General features: G+C 63.3%; 17 protein-coding genes (1 of these 17 running past the window's edge). 12 read left to right on the top strand and 5 right to left on the bottom strand.

Features of this window, described 5'->3' with window-relative positions:
- The first annotated feature begins 29 nt into the window (after positions 1 to 29).
- Genes ACW9UL_RS00725 through ACW9UL_RS00775 form a run of 11 tightly spaced genes read left to right on the top strand, consistent with a single transcriptional unit; the run spans position 30 to position 11982 of the window.
- Positions 30 to 866, top strand: a complete 837-nt coding sequence (locus tag ACW9UL_RS00725) for a class I SAM-dependent methyltransferase (RefSeq protein ID WP_457788526.1) — start codon at positions 30 to 32, stop codon at positions 864 to 866.
- Positions 867 to 881: 15 nt separating this feature from the next.
- Entirely contained in the window at positions 882 to 2039 is a 1158-nt protein-coding gene (locus tag ACW9UL_RS00730; RefSeq protein ID WP_457788527.1) for an acyltransferase family protein, read from the top strand.
- Positions 2040 to 2051: 12 nt separating this feature from the next.
- On the top strand, positions 2052 to 2942 hold the full coding sequence (locus ACW9UL_RS00735) for an FkbM family methyltransferase (RefSeq protein WP_457788528.1): 891 nt from the start codon (positions 2052 to 2054) through the stop codon (positions 2940 to 2942).
- 34 nt (positions 2943 to 2976) lie between these two features.
- Positions 2977 to 3888: a GDP-mannose 4,6-dehydratase gene (locus tag ACW9UL_RS00740; protein ID WP_457788529.1), complete on the top strand. Its 912-nt coding sequence runs from the start codon at positions 2977 to 2979 to the stop codon at positions 3886 to 3888.
- 1 nt (position 3889) lies between these two features.
- Entirely contained in the window at positions 3890 to 4861 is a 972-nt protein-coding gene (locus ACW9UL_RS00745; protein WP_457788530.1) for a GDP-mannose 4,6-dehydratase, read from the top strand.
- A gap of 4 nt (positions 4862 to 4865) precedes the next feature.
- The gene (locus ACW9UL_RS00750) at positions 4866 to 6305 is read left to right on the top strand and encodes a mannose-1-phosphate guanylyltransferase/mannose-6-phosphate isomerase (protein WP_457788531.1); all 1440 of its coding nucleotides are present in this window, start codon (positions 4866 to 4868) and stop codon (positions 6303 to 6305) included.
- The gene (locus ACW9UL_RS00755) at positions 6305 to 7102 is read left to right on the top strand and encodes an ABC transporter permease (RefSeq protein WP_457788532.1); all 798 of its coding nucleotides are present in this window, start codon (positions 6305 to 6307) and stop codon (positions 7100 to 7102) included. Before ACW9UL_RS00750 ends, ACW9UL_RS00755 begins: the two co-directional genes overlap by 1 nt.
- On the top strand, positions 7102 to 8352 hold the full coding sequence (locus ACW9UL_RS00760) for an ABC transporter ATP-binding protein (protein ID WP_122109981.1): 1251 nt from the start codon (positions 7102 to 7104) through the stop codon (positions 8350 to 8352). The genes ACW9UL_RS00755 and ACW9UL_RS00760 overlap by 1 nt, the downstream gene beginning before the upstream one ends.
- An 11-nt stretch (positions 8353 to 8363) precedes the next feature.
- Positions 8364 to 9740 carry a glycosyltransferase family 4 protein gene (locus ACW9UL_RS00765; RefSeq protein ID WP_457788533.1) on the top strand — a complete coding sequence of 459 codons (1377 nt, stop codon included), beginning with the start codon at positions 8364 to 8366 and terminating at the stop codon, positions 9738 to 9740.
- Complete coding sequence (locus ACW9UL_RS00770; RefSeq protein WP_457788534.1) at positions 9724 to 10857, top strand: glycosyltransferase family 4 protein; 1134 nt, start codon at positions 9724 to 9726, stop codon at positions 10855 to 10857. Before ACW9UL_RS00765 ends, ACW9UL_RS00770 begins: the two co-directional genes overlap by 17 nt.
- Complete coding sequence (locus tag ACW9UL_RS00775) at positions 10858 to 11982, top strand: glycosyltransferase family 4 protein (RefSeq protein ID WP_457788535.1); 1125 nt, start codon at positions 10858 to 10860, stop codon at positions 11980 to 11982.
- A 170-nt stretch (positions 11983 to 12152) separates the two neighbouring features.
- Here ACW9UL_RS00775 and ACW9UL_RS00780 read toward each other — a convergent pair whose 3' ends face one another.
- The 5 genes from ACW9UL_RS00780 to ACW9UL_RS00800 form a co-directional block, all read right to left on the bottom strand.
- Positions 12153 to 12368 (bottom strand): DUF1127 domain-containing protein, encoded by a 216-nt coding sequence (locus ACW9UL_RS00780; protein ID WP_021443449.1) that lies wholly within the window; start codon positions 12366 to 12368, stop codon positions 12153 to 12155.
- A 358-nt stretch (positions 12369 to 12726) separates the two neighbouring features.
- Entirely contained in the window at positions 12727 to 14163 is a 1437-nt protein-coding gene (locus ACW9UL_RS00785; protein ID WP_457788536.1) for an NAD(P)(+) transhydrogenase (Re/Si-specific) subunit beta, read from the bottom strand.
- Between the two features lie 2 nt (positions 14164 to 14165).
- Entirely contained in the window at positions 14166 to 14480 is a 315-nt protein-coding gene (locus ACW9UL_RS00790) for an NAD(P) transhydrogenase subunit alpha part 2 (protein WP_016490057.1), read from the bottom strand.
- 11 nt (positions 14481 to 14491) lie between these two features.
- Entirely contained in the window at positions 14492 to 15613 is a 1122-nt protein-coding gene (locus tag ACW9UL_RS00795; RefSeq protein ID WP_122109976.1) for a Re/Si-specific NAD(P)(+) transhydrogenase subunit alpha, read from the bottom strand.
- Between the two features lie 479 nt (positions 15614 to 16092).
- On the bottom strand, positions 16093 to 16989 hold the full coding sequence (locus tag ACW9UL_RS00800; protein WP_457788537.1) for a LysR family transcriptional regulator: 897 nt from the start codon (positions 16987 to 16989) through the stop codon (positions 16093 to 16095).
- A 179-nt stretch (positions 16990 to 17168) separates the two neighbouring features.
- On the opposite strand from ACW9UL_RS00800, the gene ACW9UL_RS00805 reads away from it, so the two are divergent.
- On the top strand, positions 17169 to 18117 hold the 5' portion of the coding sequence (locus tag ACW9UL_RS00805) for an acyl-CoA dehydrogenase (protein ID WP_457788538.1). It continues 230 nt past the right edge of the window; the window shows 949 of its 1179 coding nt (coding positions 1–949); its start codon is at positions 17169 to 17171; the stop codon falls past the right edge of the window.

Consider the following 18117-nt stretch of genomic DNA (forward strand, 5'->3'; position numbering starts at 1 on the left):
ACGGCCCTCGGCCGAAACAGGAAGTCTCCATGCTGAATCGCTTGAAACGCCTCATTTCCCCCGTCAGCGAGCCAGAGCCTGCGGTTCCGTGCGAGACCGCCCTACCGGCGGCAAGTGAGCCCGAAATCGATATCGGGTTGATCGATATTCACCAGAGCGGCTGGTTGCAGAACGACACCGGCGAACTGGTCCGCGGCTTTGCGATCACCGCCGAGGATGTCGTGCTCGATATCGGCTGTGGTGAGGGGGGCTACGCGCTTTTCAGTGCCCGCCAGGGGGCCGAGATCATTCTTGCCGACGTCGCTGCCGACAAGCTCGAAACCGCCCGCGCGCGGCTGGAGAAAGAGGGCGCGCGCAGCGTTCGTACGCTGGTGACCGATGCCAATCCCATACCGCTGGCCGATGGCGTGATCAGCCGGGTCGTGGCCATGGAGGTGCTCGAGCATGTCGAGGATCCCGCCCAGTTCATGGCCGAACTGGTGCGCGTCGCCAGACCGGGCGCACTGTTTCTGCTGACGGTACCGGACGAGGTCATCGAAGGCGTACAGAAGCACATCGCGCCCCCGGTCTATTTCGAACGGCCCAACCATATTCGTATCTTCAAGCGCGGCGAACTGGAGCAACTGGCGCTGGAGGCGGGGCTGAGCGTGGAGAGCAGCATGCAGTACGGTTTCTATCACGCCGTGTGGTGGTCGCTGTACTGGGCCTGTGAGAACCAACCGCTCAGCCCACCCTGGCATCCGCTGCTGGAAAACTGGTCGCAGACCTGGTCGACGCTGTTGTCGCTGCCTGCCGGGCCGCGCATCAAGGCGGCATTGGATGCGGTTATGCCGAAAAGCCAAGTTGTAATTGCGCGCAAGCCCTGAGGCAGCCGTTACCCAATGAGAACCCGTATCGGCGATATTGAAATCCTGCGTGGCGTCGCGGTGTTGATGGTGGTCTTCCACCACGCCGCCGACAACCTGTTTACTTGGGACACGCCCAATATGGAGCGGTTCTACAGCTACTTCAGTGGCTGGGTCGGAGTGGATCTGTTCTTCGCTATCTCTGGCTTTGTGATCGCGCGTGATCTCGTGCCGCAGCTGCTGACGGTGCCGCGTGGCGAGGCGACTACGCGCATGGTTCTGGCCTTCTGGGTTCGTCGAGCTTGGCGACTGCTGCCATCGGCATGGCTATGGCTGCTGGTGATGTTGATTGCCTCGCTAGCTTTTAATCAGACCGGCGCATTCGGTTCGTTCCGCACTAATCTGGAGGCAACGGTTGCCGGGGTATTGCAGGTGGCCAACTTCCGCTTGGCCGAGGCCTTTATGCAATGGCCCTATGGAGCGAGTTTCGTTTACTGGAGTCTTTCGCTGGAAGAGCAGTTTTACCTGTTGTTCCCTCTGCTGATTCTCTTGGTGCGCCGCTATCTGCTGCACGTCATGATCTTGTTGGTGCTGTTTCAGTTTTTCTTGGTGCGTACACCTACATTGATGTTCTTTCGTACCGATGCATTGGCGCTAGGAGTGCTTTTGGCGTTATGGACACAGCATTCATCATATTGGCTTTTCAAGCCAAATTTTCTTGGGCGGTATAAATGCGGGCTGGTTGTGGTTCTGGTGGCGCTGCTCTGTCTTTGGGTACTGGGATCGGACCAATTACGCGGCGTTGACAGCAAAATCGGCATGATTGCACTGGTTTCTGCTGTGCTTGTCTGGGTGGCATCCTACGACAGGAGCTATCTGGGTTTCCCCAAGCCGCTCTCGAGCCTACTGATTTGGCTGGGCGCACGATCCTATGGCATCTACCTGATTCATATACCGGCTTTTTATTTCACGCGAGAACTCTGGTTTCGTACGGATGCGGCGGCGCAAGGTTTTAATGGCGACTTCTTCTATCCCTTCGTAATTACGGCTTGTCTGCTAATTGTGGTGTTGAGTGAGTTGAACTATCGCCTGCTGGAGATTCCATTGCGCGACCATGGAAAGCGAGTCGCGCGAAGAATCAGGGGTGGGCGCGATAGCGTCGTGGATATGTCTGAACCGGTCAGGCCTCAATAAACAGTGGAATCCATGAATAATCAGGACTTCGTCTCCCCGCAATTCATTTCCTACGCCCAGAACTTCGAGGACGTGATGCTTTGGCGCGCCCTCAAGCTGTTCGGCCCTGGCCATTACGTCGACGTAGGGGCCAACCACCCCACTCTCGATTCGGTGACCCGTTCGCTGTATGAACGAGGCTGGCGTGGCATCAATATCGAACCGGTCCGGCACTATTACCAGGCCCTGTGCGATGAGCGCCCGCAAGACACCAACCTGTGTGTGGCGGTGGGCGATCAGGAAGGCGAGTTGGTCTTCTTCGAGTCGGCAGATACCGGTCTTTCGACCCTGAGCCATGAGATGGCGGAACTGCAACAGGCCGAAGGCATTCCTTTCCTGCGGCGTACGGTGCAGACGAAACGGCTGGTGGACATCTGCGATCAATACCTGCCTGTCGCCGCGCCCTTTCATTTCCTCAAGATCGATGTCGAGGGTTTCGAGCGCAATGTGCTGCAAGGCATGGATTTTCAACGCTGGCGGCCGTGGATCATTCTGATCGAGTCCGCCTTCGACAAGACGCCCGAATGGGAGGCGCTGATTCTGCAGGCTGGGTATGAACCGGCGCTGTGCGATGGGATCAATCGTTACTACGTCGCCGCGGAACGCCACGAATTGCTGGTTCCGCTGGCCTTGCCGCCAAACATTCTGGATGAGTTCCAGCTGTGCCGCGGTCATCGCCTGAGCCACCCGCTGACAGAGGCGGATCAAGCGCAGGATCAACTGACCGCCATGCGTCAGCGGGCAGAGACGGCAGAGGCCCAGTTGGCGGCGATATACGGCAGCCGGCTGTGGTCCGTGGTCAGGCTGTTAACCGCTGGCAGGGGCAGGCTGAAAACTTTGCTGTCGTCGCGCTTCAACGGTTGAGGCTGGGACGCTACCGAGCGGAACTGGAGGTGAGGTGAGAAAGTTACTCGTTACAGGCTTGGGCGGCTTCGTAGGGCAGCATCTCGAGGCGCGCCTGCAGGAGCCAGCAGTTGGCGGCTGGCAGCTGATGGCGACGCAGCCCCACGATCTGACCGATGCGGCAACGCTCGATGCATGGCTGGCCGCCGACTGTCCCGATGCAGTCATCCACCTGGCTGGCCAGACCTTCGTGCCCGAGGCTTTCCGCGATCCTGCGCGCACTCTGCAAGTCAATCTGCTCGGTACCCTCAACCTGCTGCAGGCACTCAAGCGCAGAGGCTTCAGCGGCACCTTTCTCTACGTCAGCTCGGGCGACGTGTATGGCCAGGTGGACGAGGCGCATATGCCCATCGCGGAGGCTCTGGCACCGCGTCCGCGCAATCCTTACGCGGTCAGCAAGGTTTCCGCCGAACTGCTCTGCCAGCAGTGGAGCTACGCCGAGCCTTGGCGCATTATGGTGGCGCGCCCGTTCAACCACATAGGCGCGGGGCAGAGCGAGTCGTTCGTGATTTCCAGTATGGCCAGGCAGTTGGTACGGGTGTGCCATGGCTTGCAGCCACCACGCCTGGAGGTGGGCGATATCGATGTGACGCGGGACTTTCTCGATGTTCGCGATGTCATCGAAGCGTACCTGCTACTGCTGGACAAGGGAGTGAGTGGCGAGGTCTACAACGTGTGCTCCGGCCAGGAGCGCAAGGTGCGCGACATGATCGCGGAGATGGCCCGTTTGGCGGGGGTGGAGGTGGAACTGGTGCAGGACCCGGCTCGCATGCGGCGAGCCGAACAGCGTCGGGTTGTCGGTAGCTCCGACAAGTTGCAAAGAGAGACCGGGTGGAAACCCGGCGTACACATCACGGATACCCTGCAGAGCGTGCTCTCTGACTGGGCTGCGAGAGAATCACAATAATATGAACAAGAGTGCACTGATCACAGGAGTTACCGGCCAGGATGGCGCCTATCTCGCCAAGCTGCTGCTGGAAAAAGGCTATCGGGTCCATGGTCTGGTGGCCCGGCGCAGTACCGACACACGTTGGCGTCTGCGTGAGTTGGGTATCGAGAGTGAGATCAATTACCTGGACGGGGATCTGGCCGACGCCTGCTCCGTGCAGCGTGCACTGCTAAAGGCCGGTCCGGACGAGGTGTACAACCTCGGCGCGCAAAGTTTCGTCGGCTCGTCCTGGGACCAGCCGGTCACGACCGGCATCGTCGACGGTCTGGGCGTCACCCATATGCTCGAGGCCATTCGCCAGTTCAGCCCGCAGAGCCGTTTCTACCAGGCCTCGACCAGCGAGATGTTCGGCCTGATCCAGGCCGAGCGGCAGGACGAGAGCACGCCGTTCTATCCACGCAGTCCCTACGGCGTGGCCAAGCTCTATGGCCACTGGATCACCGTGAACTACCGCGAGAGCTTCGGCCTGCATGCTTCCAGTGGCATCCTGTTCAACCACGAGTCGCCGCTGCGCGGTATCGAGTTCGTCACCCGCAAGGTCACCGACGCGGTGGCGCGGATCAAGCTCGGCAAGCAGCGCGAGTTGCGCCTGGGCAACATCGACGCCAAGCGTGACTGGGGCTTTGCCGGCGATTATGTCGAAGCCATGTGGCTGATGCTGCAGCAGGAGCAGGCCGACGACTATGTGGTGGCCACGGGGGTGACCACCACGGTGCGGGACATGTGCCGCATCGCCTTCGAGTATGTCGAGCTGAACTATGAGGATCATGTGGTGATCGATCCGGCGTTCTTCCGTCCGGCCGAGGTCGAGGTACTGCTCGGCAATCCGGGCAAGGCCGAGCGGATGCTCGGCTGGACGCCGAAGACCAGCCTGGAAAGCCTGATCCGCATGATGGTGGATGCCGATCTCGTTCGCGTAGCCAAGGAGTAGGCCGATGTTGTTTCCCGTGATTCTGTCCGGCGGCGCCGGTACCCGTTTATGGCCGGTTTCCCGCGAAGGCCATCCCAAGCCGTTCATGGCCCTGCCGGACGGCGAGTCGCTGCTGCTCAAGACCTATCGCCGGGCGGGCGCCCTGCTGGCCGACGGCGGCGAGATCGTCACGGTGACCAACCGCGATTACTACTTCCAGAGCAAGGACGAGTTCGCCGCGGCCAGGCTGTCGCAGCGGCGCGCCCGTTACCTGCTCGAGCCGCTGGGGCGCAATACCGCGCCGGCGATTGCCGCGGCCGCGCTGGCGCTGCGTGAACGGCATGGCGACCAGGCGATCATGGTGGTGATGCCGGCCGATCATCTGATTCGCGACAGCGAGGCGTTCGTTGCCGCGGCCAGGCAGGCGGCGACTCTGGCGCAGGATGGCTACCTGGTGACCTTCGGCATCCGCCCGACTCGTGCGGAAACCGGTTTCGGCTATATCGAGGCGGGCGACGCGCTGGGCGGCGATGGCGCCTCCCGGGTTGTGCGTTTCGTCGAGAAGCCGGATCGCCAGACGGCCGAGCATTACCTGGCCAGCGGCCGCTTCCTGTGGAACTCCGGCATGTTCTGCTTCAGCGTCGGCAGCCTGCTCCGCGAGCTCGCCGAACAGGCACCGCAGTTGCTCGAACAGGTTGCCGCCTGCGTCGCCGCCAGTCCGGCGCTGCAACAGGGCGAACTGGCGCAGCAGGAGCTGAACGCCGAGCTGTTTGCTGAGCTGCCGGATATTTCCATCGACTACGCACTGATGGAGCGTTCGGACAGGGTGGCGGTGGTGCCGGCGGCTTTCGACTGGAGCGATATCGGCTCCTGGAACGCCCTGAGCGAGCTGGTCGAGGCGGATGCGCAGAACAATCGCGCGGCCGCCGATGCGCTGTTCATCGACAGCCGCAACAACTTCGTGCAGAGCGAGGCGCGTCTGGTGGCGGCGGTCGGGGTCGACGACCTGATCGTGATCGACACCGCGGATGCCTTGCTGATCGCCCACGCCGAGCGCGCGCAGGACGTGCGCCAGGTGGTCAAGCAGTTGAAGGCCAGCGAGCATGACGCTTATCGCCTGCACCGCACGGTGAGCCGTCCCTGGGGCACCTACACGGTGCTCGAGGAGGGCCCGCGCTTCAAGATCAAGCGCATCGTGGTCAAGCCGGGCGCGGCGCTGTCGCTGCAGATGCATCACCACCGCAGCGAGCACTGGGTGGTGGTGCAGGGTATGGCGCGAGTGGTCAATGGCGGCGAGCCGCGGCTGGTCAGCGCCAACGAATCGACCTTCATCCCCGCCGGGCACAAGCACCGCCTGGAGAACCCCGGGGTGATCGATCTGGTGATGATCGAAGTGCAGAGCGGCGAGTACCTGGGGGAGGACGATATCGTCCGCTTCGAGGATCAGTACGGCAGGATCAAGTAATGGCCTTGAGTATGGCGCGCGCGGTGTGGAACTACCGCGGTTTTGTCGTGGGCAGCGTCAAGCGCGAGTTTCAGACGCGCTATCGCAACTCCCTGCTGGGGGCGGTGTGGACGGTGCTCAACCCGTTGTCGATGATCGTCGTCTACACGGTGATCTTCTCGCAGGTGATGCAGGCGCGCCTGCCCGGAGTCGAGCACAGCCTGGCGTACGGCATCTATCTGTGTGCAGGCATTATCGCCTGGGGCTTCTTCGCCGAGGTCATCGGGCGCAGCCAGTCGGTGTTCCTCGAACACGCCAACCTGATCAAGAAGCTGAGCTTTCCGCGCATCTGTCTGCCGTTGATCGTGGTGCTCAACGCTTCGGTGAACTTCGCCATCATCTTCGCCCTGTTCCTCGGCTTCCTGCTGCTGACCCAGACCTTTCCCGGGTTCGTATTGCTGGCGGTGCTGCCGGTGTTGCTGGTGCAATTGGCCTTCTCCGTTGGCCTCGGCATCATCCTCGGGGTGCTCAACGTGTTCTTCCGCGATGTCGGTCAGTTCACCGGCATCTTCCTGCAGTTCTGGTTCTGGTTCACGCCAATCGTCTATCCGGCCTCGATTCTGCCGGAAGCCGTTCGCCCGGTGCTCGAGCTGAACCCGATGATGCCGGTGATCGCCGCCTACCAGGGCATCTTCGTCTACGGGCGCTGGCCGGACTGGGGGTCGCTGCTGCCGATCGCGCTGGTCTCGGTGGTGCTCTGTGCCCTGGCCCTGCAACTGTTCCGCAAGCGCTCCGGTGAAATGGTGGATGAACTCTGATGGGCAGCATTCAAGTCAGCGGCCTGGGCAAGGCCTATAAACAGTACCCGTCGCGCTGGTCGCGTCTGGCGGAGTGGCTGATCCCCTTCGGCAGGGATCGTCACCAGTTGAAGTGGGTGCTGCAGGACATTTCGTTTCGCGTGCAGCCGGGGGAGGCGCTGGGCATCATCGGCGTCAATGGCGCCGGCAAGAGCACGCTACTGAAGATGATCACCGGCACCACTCAGCCCAACGCCGGCAGCATTCATATCGATGGTCGCGTCGCCGCCCTGCTGGAGCTGGGGATGGGCTTTCATCCGGATTTCACCGGCCGGCAGAACGTGTTCATGGCCGGACAACTGCTCGGTCTGAGCATGGAGGAGCTGCAGCGGCTGATGCCCGAGATCGAGGCGTTCGCCGAGATCGGCGAGTACATCGACCAGCCGGTGCGCACCTACTCGAGCGGCATGCAGATGCGCCTGGCGTTCAGCGTCGCCACCGCCCGGCGGCCCGACGTGCTGATCGTCGACGAGGCGCTCTCGGTGGGCGATGCCTACTTCCAGCACAAGAGCTTCGACCGCATCCGCGAGTTCCGTAAGGCGGGTACCACCCTGCTGATCGTGTCCCACGACCGCCAGGCGATCCAGTCGCTGTGCGATCGCGCCATCCTGCTGGTCAATGGACGACTGGCGCTGGAAGGGGCGCCGGAAGAGGTGATGGACTTCTACAGCGCGATGTTGGCCGAGAAGGAGCAGCAGACCGTGCGCCAGGAACGCCTGGAGGGCGGCCAGATCCGCACCATCTCCGGCACCGGCGAGGCGGGCTTCGCCGACATCGCCCTGTTCAACGAGCAGGGGCAGCGCATCGAGGTGCTCTCCGTCGGCAGCACCGTCACCCTGCGCGTGGTGGTGGATATCAAGGCGGATATCCCGCGGCTGGTGCTGGGCTTCATGATCAAGGACCGCATGGGCCAGCCCATCTACGGCATCAATACCCACCGCCTGCAGCGCGCGCTGGAGAACCTCGCCGCGGGCGAGCGGGTGACCTACGACTTCCGTTTCCCGGTGCGCCTCGGCAAGGGCAATTACTCCATCGCCCTGTCGCTGTCGCGTTTCGACTCGCATCTGGACAAGAACTACGAGTGGCGCGATTACGCCCTGGTCTTCCATGTCATCAACGTGCAGCAGCCCGATTTCGTCGGCTGCGCCTGGCTCGATTCGCAGGTCGCCATCGAGCGCAGCGGCTCGTTGGCCGCCGAAGCCTGTCATTGAGGAGCGCTGGCATGCGTTTGTTGGTCGAGTGCACCTATGTCTATGAACATCCCCAGGACAATTCGGGGATCCAGCGCGTGGTGCGCAATATCATCGGTCATCTCGCCGGTGTGCAGGCGGGCGTCGAGTGCGTACCGGTGATGATGACCGGCGGGCGCCTGTATCGGGTGCTGAGCCTCGAACCGCTGTCGGTCGACCGCGCCAAGAGCCGGCGGCAGAGGCTGATCATGCGCCTGGATCACGCGCGCAATCGTTACTGGTGGCTGCATTCGCGCCTCGAGCGGTTGCCGCCGTTCCGCGATTCGGCGCTGGCCAGACGTCTGTTGTACTGGCCGTGCAAGCTGCTGAGCCTGGGCATTACCCTGCCGTTGCGCGGCCTGCTCTGGCTCAACCGCAACGCCCAGCCCGCGCCGCAACGGGCGGTGGAATTGCAGGTGGAGGAAGGCGATCAGCTGCTGCTGCTCGATTCCTCCTGGCACGCCGATTTCTTCGAGCTGGCCGAACGCCTCAAGAACCAGGGCGTGGGCATCGTTTCGGTGATCTACGACCTGATCCCGCTGACCCACCCGCAGTTCTGCGATGCCGGCCTGGTCAAGGTCTTCGACCGCTGGTTCGACTGGGTGTCGAGAACCGCCGATGGCTTCATGGCCATCTCGCAGACCGTGAGCGACCAGGTGGCTGCCGAGCTGCAGGTTCGGCTGGGCGCTGCCGAGGCGGCGCGGCGTTGGCACGGGTACTTTCATCTGGGCTCGGAGCTCGACCTCAATCGCCCGGCCGCCGAGTTGCACAAGGGCGTCCGGCGGATGTTCGAGCAGCAGACGCCGGTCTACCTGATGGTCAGCACCGTGGAGCCGCGCAAGAACCACGTCTATCTGCTCGATGCCTTCGAGCGCCTGTGGGCGGACGGGGTCAATGTGCGCCTGTGCATCATCGGCAAGATCGGCTGGAAGTGCGAAACGCTGGTCGAGCGGATCAGGCGCCACCCGCAGCACGGCAAGCGCTTGTTCATGTTCAACGATGTCAACGACAAGAGTCTCGAGTTCGCCTACTCCAACGCGCGTGCGCTGGTCTTCCCCTCGCATGCCGAAGGCTTTGGCCTGCCGCTGGTCGAGGCCATGCAGCGCGGCCTGCCGGTAATGGCCAGCGATATTCCGGTATTCCGCGAAGTGGGCCAGGATTTCATGGCCTACTTCGACCTGCACGACCCGGGCAGTCTGGTCGAACGGGTCAAGGCGTTCGAGCTGTCCGGCCAGTTCCCGGCTGCCCGCGCGGTCGAACATTGGCAATGGATCGACTGGGCGGCGGCGGCTGGGCAGCTGGTGACGCGAACCCTGCACGGTATTCGTGGCACTCCGAGCAAGGCAGTGGTCGATGCGGATTGCCCTTAACGCTCGCATCCTCCAGGCGCCGCGCACCGGCATCGGCCAGTACCTGATCGAGCTGATCGCGGCGCTCGACGGCGATCCCTCGCTGGAGCTGGAGTTCTTTCATGGCTGGGGTTGGAGTCGGCAACTGCCGCCAGCGGCGTTGCCCGGCTACAGCCGCTGGGTCGCCTGGGCCAAGCAGGTGCCGGGTGCCTACCGTATTCGGCGCCTGCTCGAGCAGCGTCGTTTCGAGCGGGGGTTGCGGCATACGGCAGTGGACCTGTACCACGAGCCCAGTCTGTGGCCGCTGGATTTCCCCGGCCCGATGCTGATGACCCTGCACGACCTGACCCATGTCCACTATCCGCAGACGCAGCCGGCAGATCGCCTGGCCGAAATCGCCAGGTGCGTCGAGCCCGCGCTGGAACGGGCGCGGGTCATCCTCACCGACTCGCAGTTCGTTGCCGACGAGTTGCAGCGGCATTACGGCGTGGCGCGCGAGCGCCTCAAGGTGGCCCCGCTGGGTTATGCCCAGCGCTTTCATCCGCGACCGCTGGCCGATCTGGGCCGGGTAACGGCGCCGCTGGGCGTGACGCCGGGCGCCTACCTGCTCTGCGTCGGCACCCTCGAACCACGCAAGAACCTGGCGCTGGCGCTGCGCGCCTACGCGCTGCTGCCCGAGGCGGTGCGCCGGCGTTACCCGCTGCTGATCGCCGGCATGGCCGGCTGGCGTCGAGACGACTTTGCCGCCGAACTGCAGGCGGCCCTGGCCAGCGGGCAGGTGCGTCTGCTCGGCTACCTGGACGACGAGCGCCTGGCCGAGTTGCTGGCGGGAGCACGCATGCTGTTGTTCCCCTCGCTCTATGAGGGGTTCGGTTTGCCCGTGCTGGAGGCGATGGCCAGCGGTGTGCCGGTGCTGCTGTCGCCAAGCTCGGCACTGCCGGAGGTGGCAGGGACGGCTGGAACCTATGTCGAGGCCGGCGACCCCGAAGGCTGGTGCCGTGCCATCCTGCGCCTGATCGAGGATCAGGCCGAATGGCAGGCGCGCCGGGTGGCGGGCCTAGAGCAAGCGCAGGGCTTCTCCTGGAAGCGTTGTGCAGGTATTACCGCTGCCGCCTATCGGCAGGCGTTGGAGCACTGAATGCGCGTTCTGCACTTGTTCAAGACCTACCTGCCGGAAACCGTCGGCGGCATCGAGCAGGTTATTTTCCAGATATGCCAGAGCGGGATTGCCCATGGCATCCAGGGCGAGGTGCTGACCCTAAGCGCCGAAGACGGGCCGTCCGAGCTGATGGTGGCGGAACATCGTGTGCACCGGGCCAAGCTCGATCTGCAGCTGGCCTCGACGGGCTTTTCCTACAGCGTCCTGGCGCGACTGAAGGCATTGGCGGCCGAGGTGGACCTGATCAACTACCACTTTCCCTGGCCGTTCATGGATCTGCTGCACTTCGCTGCGCGTATCGACAAGCCGACGGTGGTGACCTACCACTCCGACATCATTCGCCAGAAATACCTGCTCAAGCTCTATCGGCCGCTGATGAACCGTTTTCTCAGCAGCACCGACCGTATTGTCGCGGCTTCGCCGAACTACCTGGAGACCAGCGAGGTCCTCAAGCGGTATCGGCACAAGACCTCGATCATCCCCTATGGTCTGGACAAGACCACCTACCCGGTGCCTTCGGCGAGCGTTCTGGATGCTTGGCGGCAGCGTTTCGGTCCGCGCTTCTTCCTGTTCGTCGGGGTCATGCGCTATTACAAGGGGCTGCACATTCTCCTGAATGCCGCCCAGGGGACGGGCTACCCCATAGTGATAGTCGGGGCCGGGCCGCTTGAGCTGGAGTTGCGTGCTCAGGCCCAGGCGCTGGGGCTGGCGCACGTGCATTTTGCCGGGCGTCTCGGCGAAGAAGACAAGGCGGCGCTGCTGCAGCTGTGCAGCGCGATCGTGTTCCCGTCGCATCTGCGCTCCGAAGCCTTCGGCATCTCCCTACTGGAGGGTGCCATGTACGGCAAGCCGATGATCTCCAGCGAGATAGGTACCGGTACCAGCTATATCAATGTCCACGGCGAAACGGGGCTGGTGGTGCCGCCCAGCGATCCGCAGGCGTTTCGCCAGGCCATGCGTACACTCTGGGACAATCCCGAACTGGCGCTGCAGATGGGGCTCAAGGCCAAGCAGCGTTATGAGCAGCTGTTTACCGCACAGCGCATGGGGCTGCAGACGGCGCAGCTGTATCGCGAACTGCTCGAGAGCAAATCACGGCACTGAAGATGAAGAACGGACTGTTCCGAGACAATTGCTCTATTGCGCTTGAGCCTGTGCGCAACTGTGCTGCTAAGCGCCACGGCTGCTCGGCCCAGATAAAACGAAAGCCCCATCGCAGCAGAGACGATGGAGCCTTCAGAAGAGCCCAACTTGGAGGGAGCTAAATCGGTGAATCAGCGCCAGAACGGCTTGCTCAGCTCGGCGTAACGCTGGTTTTCGCTGATGCCGGCGTCGGCCAGCAGGCGGGCATCCAGTCGAGCCAGCTGACGGCGGCTGACGATGCGGCGCTGCCACAGGCTGAGGGTGGCGATCAGGCGCAGCGGCCAGGAGGCCTGGTGGCTGGCGGTGCTGTGTTGGTGAAACAGGTCGGAACTGAGGGTACGTTCCATGGTGGTCATCCTTCCGCTTGTGGCGGCGCTGGTGTTTGCTTTCGATGGGCAAATTATCGCGAGCGGGGCGACGACCCAGTAGTCACAGCTGGATTAAATTGTTGTGCTATTAGATAGGTTGCTTTGTAACTGTTGCGCCTGAAACAGCGCTAACTGTACTGGTAATAAGTGAAATGGCTGGGTGCAACCGGTCAATACGAGAAAATCGCCTGCATGAGGCCTCGATTGCAGTGGCTATCAAGCGGTACAGTTTTAAATTGATCCGCTATGACGGCTGACCTGAAGTTCAGCTTTTTCCTGTCTCCCGGGCACAAAAAACCCGGCGCAAGGCCGGGTTTCCTGTCTGACTGGTCAGGGCTTAGTCCACGGCCTTGACCATGTCCTCGATGACCTTCTTGGCGTCGCCGAAGACCATCATGGTCTTGTCCATGTAGAACAGTTCGTTGTCCAGGCCGGCATAGCCGCTGGCCATCGAGCGCTTGTTGACGATCACGGTCTTGGCCTTGTAAGCCTCGAGGATCGGCATGCCGGCGATCGGTGACTTCGGATCGTTCTTCGCCGCCGGGTTGACCACGTCGTTGGCGCCGAGCACCAGCACCACGTCGGTCTGGCCGAACTCGGAGTTGATGTCCTCCATCTCGAACACCTGCTCGTAGGGCACTTCGGCCTCGGCCAGCAGCACGTTCATATGACCGGGCATACGCCCGGCTACCGGGTGGATCGCGTACTTCACGGTCACGCCGCGGTGGGTCAGCTTCTCCGCCAGTTCCATCAGCGCGTGCTGGGCACGGGCCACGGCCAGGCCGTAACCGGGCACGATGACCACGGTGTCGGCGTTGGTCAGCAGGAAGGCGGCGTCGTCGCTTGATCCCGACTTCACGTTGCGTTCCTGCTGCGCGCCACCGGCGGCGCCGGCGTCGGCATCGGCGCCGAAGCCGCCGAGGATGACGTTGAAGAACGAACGGTTCATCGCCTTGCACATGATGTACGAGAGGATCGCGCCCGAGGAGCCCACCAGGGAGCCGGCCACGATCAGCATCGAGTTGTTCAGCGAGAAGCCGATACCGGCCGCCGCCCAGCCCGAGTAGCTGTTGAGCATCGACACCACCACCGGCATGTCGGCGCCGCCGATCGGGATGATGATCAGCACGCCGATGACGAAGGCCAGCGCCACCAGCACGGCGAAGGCGGTGATGTCGCCGGTGAAGGTGTAGAACAGGCCCAGGCCCATGATGGCCAGGCCGACCAGCAGGTTGACCAGGTGCTGGCCCTTGAACACCACCGGGGCGCCCTGGAACAGGCGGAACTTGTACTTGCCCGACAGCTTGCCGAAGGCGATCACCGAACCGGAGAAGGTGATGGCGCCGATGGCCGCGCCGAGGAACAGCTCCAGGCGGTTGCCGGCCGGAATCGCGTCGCCCAGGGCCGCGACTATGCCCAGCGACTGCGGCTCGACGACCGCGGCGATGGCGATAAATACCGCGGCCAGGCCGATCATGCTGTGCATGAAGGCGACCAGCTCGGGCATCTTGGTCATCTCGACGCGCTTGGCCATGACGGTGCCGACGCTACCACCGACCAGCAGGCCGACGATGACGAAGCCCAGGCCCTGCACGGCCAGTTCGCTGCCGAGCTTGTGGATCAGGCCGACCGTGGTGACGATGGCGATGGCCATGCCGACCATGCCGAACAGGTTGCCGCGCCGCGACGAGGTCGGGTGCGACAGGCCCTTGAGCGCCTGGATGAAGCAGATCGAGGCGACGAGGTAGAGAACAGTGATCAGGTTCATGCTCATGGTCAGTGCTTCTCCGCCTGCGCTTTCGGCGCCTTCTTCTTGAACATTTCCAGCATGCGTCGGGTCACCAGGAAGCCACCGAACACGTTGACCGCGGCCAGGGCCACGGCCAGGGTGCCCATGGCCTTGCCCAGCGGGGTGACGGTGAGGGCGGCGGCCAGCATGGCGCCGACGATGACGATCGCGGAAATCGCGTTGGTCACGGCCATCAGCGGGGTGTGCAGGGCCGGGGTGACGTTCCACACCACGTGGTAGCCGACGTAGATGGCCAGCACGAAGATGATCAGGTTGTAGATGCCGTCGGAAATCAGATCCATGTCTCTACTCCTTAGCCGTTCTTGCGCACGACTTCGCCGGCGTTGCACATCAGGCAGGCCGCGACGATGTCGTCTTCGAGGTTGAGCTGGAACTGGCCTTCCTTGTCGATCACCAGCTTGAGGAAGTCCAGCAGGTTGCGTGCATAGAGGGCGGAGGCGTCCGCCGGCACCAGCGCGGCCAGGTTGGTGTGGCCGACCAGGGTCACGCCGTGCTTGACCACCACCTGGTCGGCCTCGGTCAGCGGGCAGTTGCCGCCCTGCGCCGCGGCCAGGTCGACGACCACCGAGCCCGGCTTCATCTCAGCCACTGTGCTCTCATGGAGAAGTGTCGGTGCCTTACGACCCGGAATGAGGGCGGTCGTGATGACAATATCGGCCTGCTTGGCGCGCTCGTGCACGGCCTTGGCCTGGCGCTCCATCCAGGATTGCGGCATGGGCCGGGCGTAGCCGCCGACCCCCTGGGCGCATTCGCGTTCTTCATCGGTCTCGAACGGCACGTCGACGAACTTGGCGCCGAGCGACTCGATCTGTTCCTTCACCGCCGGACGCACGTCGGAGGCCTCGATCACCGCACCCAGGCGCTTGGCCGTGGCGATGGCCTGCAGGCCGGCGACGCCGGCGCCGAGGATGAGGATACGCGCGGCTTTCACGGTACCGGCGGCGGTCATCAGCATCGGCATGAAGCGCGGGTAATGGTGCGCGGCCAGCAGCACCGCCTTGTAGCCGGCGATATTGGCCTGCGAGCTCAGCACGTCCAGGCTCTGTGCACGCGAGGTGCGCGGCGCGGCTTCCAGGGCGAAGGCGGTGATGCCGCGGGTGTTCATCCGCGCGATGGTGTCGTTGCAGAACGGGTTGAGCATGCCGACCAGCACGGCGCCGGTCTTCATATGCGCCAGTTCGGCCTCGGTCGGCGCGAGCACTTTCAGCACCAGGTCGGCGCCGAGGGCGGCGGCGTCGTTGCCGATGATCGCGCCGGCGGCGGTATAGGCCGCGTCGGGAATGCTGGCGCTGACGCCGGCACCGGCCTGGACGGTCACCTGGTGGCCTTGGCCGACCAGCTTCTTGACGGTCTCGGGCGTCGCGGCAACCCGCGTCTCCCCGGCGTGGGTTTCGAGAGGAACACCGATGTGCACTTCTAATCTCCTGCGTGATCTTTTGGGTGAACCGGCGTACTGCGCTGGCACGCTGGCGATTGGGGATCAGCACATAACCTGCCAGTTGGCGGCGGGCGCGGCGATTGTGCAATCGAACGCAGACCCTTACAAGAAGTTATGGAGTAAAAAAAATGGATTACTACAAGTAATAGGTCTATGAGAGATTTTTATACCGCGTGCAGGCCGCGCCGCACCTGAGGGGAAGCAGGTTTGCTGGGGCCTGTGCGGTCTGCCGGTCATTCATCGAACGAATGACCGTTGGTCGAATCGACTGAGGTGTAAAAAGCGGCGAACGGAGCGTTCAGAATAGTGGAGTGCCGCGAAAGTGCTGGGCGTGACGCGAATCGAGGCTGTTGCGGCGTTGTAGTGTGACCGGCATGACACTACCTGTCCTCGTTGCGAGTCTTGTCTGCCGTTCTTGTCGCCTTTGTGGGCGGGTCATAAGCGCTGCAGGGGCGCTATCCCTGGCGGTAGGCGCCGGCTTGCAGCAGCAACCAGTCGCGAAATGCCTGGAGCGCTGCCGACTCGGCCTTGCGCTCCGGCACCATCAGGTAATAGGCGCGGTCGTTGTAGGGGGCGGCGCGGTCGAGGGCGACCACCAGGCTGCCATCCTCCAGTTCGCGCTGGATCAGGAAGGGTGGGATCAGCGCGACGCCCATTTCATGGCGCGCGGCCTGGGCGAGCATGGAGAACAGCTCCAGGCGCGGGCCGGTCATGTCGCGGGCCACGCTCAGGCCCTGGGCAGCGAACCACTGGCGCCAGGCATAGGGGCGGGTGGTCTGCTGCAGCAGGGGTAGCGCGGCAATCTGCTCGGCGTTGACCGGCTGCTTGCCCAGCAATGTCGGGCTACATACCGGCAGCAGGTGCTCATGCATCAGGAAATGCGCCTCGGTGCCCGACCATTCGGCATCGCCGTAGTAGATGGCGGCATCGAAGTGGGTGTCGGCGAACAGGAAGGGGCGGGTGCGGTTGGTCAGGTGTACCGTCACCTCCGGGTGCAATTGTTGGAAGGCGCGCAGCCGCGGCAGCAGCCATTGGGTGCCGAAGGTCGGCACCACCGCCAGCTCGATGCTGCTGGTGCCCTGGTTGCCCATCAGCGCCAGAGTGTCGCGCTCCACGGCATCGAGTTGCGCCGCTACCTTGCGGCTATAGGCGACCCCGGCCTCGGTCAGCACCACGCCGCGCCGCGAACGACGGAACAGTTCCACATTGAGAAAACTCTCCAGGCCGCCGATCTGCCGGCAGATGGCGCTCTGGGTCAGGCTGAGCTCGTCGGCGGCCTTGGTGAAGCTCTGGTGGCGCGCGGCGGACTCGAAGGCGACCAGGGCGGCGGTGCTGGGGATCTTGCGGCGCATTTATGCCAAAGCCTCACTCATAAGCGATATATCTTGGTGATTAAGCTATCTCGAAGTGAGTAAAAAGCACAGGTCTGTGCGAATTCTGCGTTTGTCCAATCGGCAAGTCAGGCCTAGGATCAATGCCATTCGGGTCGGCTCGGCCGACCGCTCACTTCACCGCTTCGAGGTTTCTCGCAATGGCCAAGGCAAGCTTCAACTGGATCGACCCGCTGCTGCTGGATCAACAGCTCACCGAAGAAGAGCGCATGGTGCAGGGCAGCGCCCGGCAGTTCGCCGCCGACAAGCTGGCCCCGCGCGTGCTGGAGGCCTTCCGGCACGAGCGCACCGACCCGGCGATCTTCCGCGAGATGGGCGAGACCGGCCTGCTCGGCGCCACCATTCCCGAAGCCTATGGCGGCAGCGGCCTGAACTACGTGTGCTACGGCCTGATCGCCCGCGAAGTGGAGCGCATCGACTCCGGCTATCGCTCGATGATGAGCGTGCAGTCCTCCCTGGTGATGGTGCCGATCCATGAGTTCGGCAGCGAGGCGACCAAGCAGAAGTACCTGCCGAAACTGGCCAGCGGTGAATACATCGGCTGCTTCGGCCTGACCGAGCCGAACCATGGTTCCGATCCGGGCTCGATGGTGACTCGCGCCAAGAAGGTCGACGGTGGCTATCGCCTGAGCGGCAGCAAGATGTGGATCACCAACAGCCCGATCGCCGACGTGTTCGTGGTCTGGGCCAAGGACGATGCCGGCGAGATCCGCGGCTTCGTCCTGGAGAAGGGCTGGCAGGGCCTGTCCGCTCCGGCCATCCACGGCAAGGTCGGCCTGCGCGCCTCGATCACCGGCGAGATCGTCATGGACAACGTGTTCTGCCCCGAGGAGAACGCCTTCCCCGAGGTGCGCGGCCTCAAGGGGCCGTTCACCTGCCTCAACTCCGCGCGCTACGGCATCAGCTGGGGCGCTCTGGGCGCGGCCGAGTTCTGCTGGCACACCGCGCGCCAATACGTACTGGACCGCCAGCAGTTCGGCCGCCCGCTGGCCGCCAACCAGCTGATCCAGAAGAAGCTGGCCGACATGCAGACCGAGATCACCCTGGCCCTGCAGGGTTGCCTGCGCCTGGGTCGGATGAAGGACGAGG

It is taken from the genome of Pseudomonas sp. PL-6 (genome assembly GCF_054110165.1).

Coding starts and splice junctions, on each gene's coding strand:
- ACW9UL_RS00725 (WP_457788526.1), top strand. CDS start 30: ATGCTGAATCGCTTGAAACGCCTCATTTCCCCCGTCAGCGAGCCAGAG.
- ACW9UL_RS00730 (WP_457788527.1), top strand. CDS start 882: ATGAGAACCCGTATCGGCGATATTGAAATCCTGCGTGGCGTCGCGGTG.
- ACW9UL_RS00735 (WP_457788528.1), top strand. CDS start 2,052: ATGAATAATCAGGACTTCGTCTCCCCGCAATTCATTTCCTACGCCCAG.
- ACW9UL_RS00745 (WP_457788530.1), top strand. CDS start 3,890: ATGAACAAGAGTGCACTGATCACAGGAGTTACCGGCCAGGATGGCGCC.
- ACW9UL_RS00750 (WP_457788531.1), top strand. CDS start 4,866: ATGTTGTTTCCCGTGATTCTGTCCGGCGGCGCCGGTACCCGTTTATGG.
- ACW9UL_RS00755 (WP_457788532.1), top strand. CDS start 6,305: ATGGCCTTGAGTATGGCGCGCGCGGTGTGGAACTACCGCGGTTTTGTC.
- ACW9UL_RS00760 (WP_122109981.1), top strand. CDS start 7,102: ATGGGCAGCATTCAAGTCAGCGGCCTGGGCAAGGCCTATAAACAGTAC.
- ACW9UL_RS00765 (WP_457788533.1), top strand. CDS start 8,364: ATGCGTTTGTTGGTCGAGTGCACCTATGTCTATGAACATCCCCAGGAC.
- ACW9UL_RS00770 (WP_457788534.1), top strand. CDS start 9,724: ATGCGGATTGCCCTTAACGCTCGCATCCTCCAGGCGCCGCGCACCGGC.
- ACW9UL_RS00775 (WP_457788535.1), top strand. CDS start 10,858: ATGCGCGTTCTGCACTTGTTCAAGACCTACCTGCCGGAAACCGTCGGC.
- ACW9UL_RS00780 (WP_021443449.1), bottom strand. CDS start 12,368: ATGGAACGTACCCTCAGTTCCGACCTGTTTCACCAACACAGCACCGCC.
- ACW9UL_RS00785 (WP_457788536.1), bottom strand. CDS start 14,163: ATGAGCATGAACCTGATCACTGTTCTCTACCTCGTCGCCTCGATCTGC.
- ACW9UL_RS00790 (WP_016490057.1), bottom strand. CDS start 14,480: ATGGATCTGATTTCCGACGGCATCTACAACCTGATCATCTTCGTGCTG.
- ACW9UL_RS00800 (WP_457788537.1), bottom strand. CDS start 16,989: ATGCGCCGCAAGATCCCCAGCACCGCCGCCCTGGTCGCCTTCGAGTCC.